At 41.3% G+C, this 2,908-nt stretch carries 2 protein-coding genes; one reads left to right on the plus strand and one right to left on the minus strand.

Features of this window, described 5'->3' with window-relative positions; all coding sequences use genetic code 11:
* Positions 1 to 93 precede the first annotated feature (93 nt).
* Complete coding sequence (locus tag VE944_RS01755) at positions 94 to 762, plus strand: peptidoglycan-binding protein (RefSeq protein WP_324971323.1); 669 nt, start codon at positions 94 to 96, stop codon at positions 760 to 762.
* Positions 763 to 1,177: 415 nt separating this feature from the next.
* Here the strand turns inward: VE944_RS01755 and wecB are convergent, their stop codons facing one another.
* Positions 1,178 to 2,308: a non-hydrolyzing UDP-N-acetylglucosamine 2-epimerase gene (gene wecB, locus VE944_RS01760; RefSeq protein WP_324971325.1), complete on the minus strand. Its 1,131-nt coding sequence runs from the start codon at positions 2,306 to 2,308 to the stop codon at positions 1,178 to 1,180.
* Between the last annotated feature and the right edge of the window lie 600 nt (positions 2,309 to 2,908).

Consider the following 2,908-nt stretch of genomic DNA (forward strand, 5'->3'; position numbering starts at 1 on the left):
AACACAGAGATATAAAATATACTAAGAGTAAATACAGAGAAAACTGAAATAGTTATCTCTGATTACTCATTTTTTCATATAAAGGGGTGCATTATGGAATATCTTGCTTATTCTCAGATGTTTATTGCTCAAGAAGAGGCATCTCGAAACACCAAATATAATCCGTCTAAATCTCAATTAGATAGCAAAAAACCTCTTACATCTTCTGACAGAGTTATTACTAAAGAAGAGACATTTGGAATCACTAAAGCTAAATTCAATTGGAAAAAACTTCTTAAATCTTCAGCTTGGCTAGCTTTAGCTGGTGTTGGTGTATTACTTATTGCTGCTGCCCAAATTCAAGTTAGTACGGCTGCATTTGTCAGGACTAACGGCAGTTGTTTACGTATCCGTACAGGCCCAAGCACTAACTACTCATATATAGATTGTGTACCAAATGGCGCAACACTTCCAGTCATTGAAAGGTATGAAAACGGTTTTGCTAGGCTTTCTACGGGTAGATACGTTTTTGCTCGATGGGTTGGTAATAGACCTAACTATGCTCCTGTGACTAGACCTGGTGGTGTTGGCGGTTCGGTGATTCTTAACCCTGGTTCTAAAGGTCAGCTTGTAAGAGACGTTCAAACAGCTTTAGGTAATCTCAGAGTTGATGGAATTTACGGTCGAGAAACTGTTAGCCAAGTCCGAAACTTTCAGGCAAGTAGAGGTTTACTTGTAGATGGTGTGGTCGGCCCTCAAACTCGATCGGCTTTGGGTATTTAGCCACGGGGAAGCAGGGAGCAAGGGGGATAGAACAGTTCTGGATAAGGTCATTTTCCCAAGCTTTTAGCCCCCTTTAAGAACTGCCTCTTTGTTAAAAATGTGTTGATTCTACTATTTTTTTGTGGGCTGGAGATAAATCATTTATCCCACACTCGGTTATCGTCTGATATCATGTCCGCTTGATTGCTTATTAAACCCGAAGAACCCCACCCCGCCAAAGCGTAGCTTTGTCTCCCCTCCCGAAGAGCGGGGAGGAGTTCGGGGGTGGGGTGTAATGGCTATGGTTAGCATAACTAACTATTTATGCGGACATAATATGAAACGTGGAGCTTTTTGAGTTAAAAAAATCGGCATAAAAGCCGATTTTATGCACCCTGAAAAACAGAAATTTTGCATTTTGTTTACTCTAAGTTACCTAAGTTGATGTTTCTGATGAAAGACCCAGGTAATTTTGTACAATCTGCAAAATGCGCTCTGCTGCATGACCATCTCCAAAGGGATTAATTGCATTTGCCATTGCTGCATAAGCATCTGGATCGCTAAGTAACTCAGCAGCATTTGCAAAAATATTCTCACTCGTAGTGCCTACAAGTTTAGCTGTACCGGCTGCAACAGCCTCTGGTCTTTCGGTGGTATCTCTTAAAACTAATACTGGTTTTCCCAAACTGGGGGCTTCTTCTTGCAACCCACCAGAGTCAGTGAGCAAAAGATGCGATCGCCCAATTGCACCCACCAATTCCCCATAATCTAGAGGATCTGTCAAGAAAATTCGCGGATGATTCCCTAAAAGTTCTTGTAACGGAACTCGTACTGTGGGATTGCGGTGCAATGGTAAGAGCATTGCTGTATCAGGAAACTTATCTAAGATTTGTAAAAAGCCTTGAGCGATCGCTAACAGAGGTTCTCCCCAATTTTCTCGACGATGAACTGTTGCTAACAGAACGCGGTATGAATCCCAGTCTAAGCCTGGTACATTACAAACTGCTTGGGTTGCAGCTACATTCAACAGCGCATCAATTACCGTGTTACCCGTCATGTGAATTTCACCCAAAACACCAGAACGGTGCAAATTTTCCACAGCCCAAGGAGTCGGCGCAAAGTGCAACTGAGTTATTTGAGAAATCAACCGTCGATTAGCCTCTTCTGGGTAAGGATTGAAAATATCATCAGTTCTTAAACCTGCTTCTACATGACCGATAGGGATTTTTTGATAAAAAGCTGCCAAAGCTGCGGCAAAAGCCGTGGTAGTGTCTCCCTGCACCACCACTAAATCTGGTTTTTTATCCTTAAATAATGCTTCTAACCCTTGTAAACTACGGCAGGTAATATCATTTAGAGATTGCTGAACCTGCATAATTTCCAAGTCATAATCTGCCTTAATATTGAACAGCTGCATAACCTGCTCAACCATCTCTCGATGCTGTCCAGTTAGAATTACTTGCGACTCAAAACTTGAAGACTGTTGGAAAACCTGAATTACAGGAGCTAGTTTAATAGCTTCTGGACGAGTACCCAAAATAATGCAAACACGTTTTTGATTAGTCATTAGTCATTAGTCATCTGTCATTTGCCAATGGTTATAGTCAATGGTCTATGGTAAATAGTCAATAGTTAGCGATCAATCATCACACAAACTATAAATATAAGTAATATCATGTCCGCATAATTGGTTATGCTAACCACAGTCATTACACCCCACCCCCAACCCCTCCCCGCAAGCGGGGGGAGACAAAGCGTAGCTTTGGCGGGGTGGGGAACTTCTGGTTTAATAAGCAATCAAGCGGACATGATATAAGTCAACGTAAATAATTATTGTTGGGATAAAGCAGGACGAAAAAGGGTTTGAGCCTTTTCTTCACAAAGTTTAGTTTTATTGTGCCGACTTCCTTAAAAGGATAAATCACACAATAAGCATAAAAAAACCCGGCTTAATCGGGTAAATGCACTGTTTATCGAATTTATCTATAATAACTAGACTTTAATCTCACAAGTAAAATCACAACAGCATGAAAAAACCCGGCTTAACCGGGCAGACGCACTGTTTGTCGTATTCACCTGTAATGACTACATTTTAATCTCACAAGTTAAAGGGCAAGCAGCGTAAACAGTAGCCTGCATTTGGTCTGCCTCTCCATGCAACCAGCTT

Origin of the sequence: Nostoc sp. (genome assembly GCF_035638895.1) — a bacterium.
In the GTDB taxonomy this organism is placed as follows: domain Bacteria; phylum Cyanobacteriota; class Cyanobacteriia; order Cyanobacteriales; family Nostocaceae; genus Nostoc.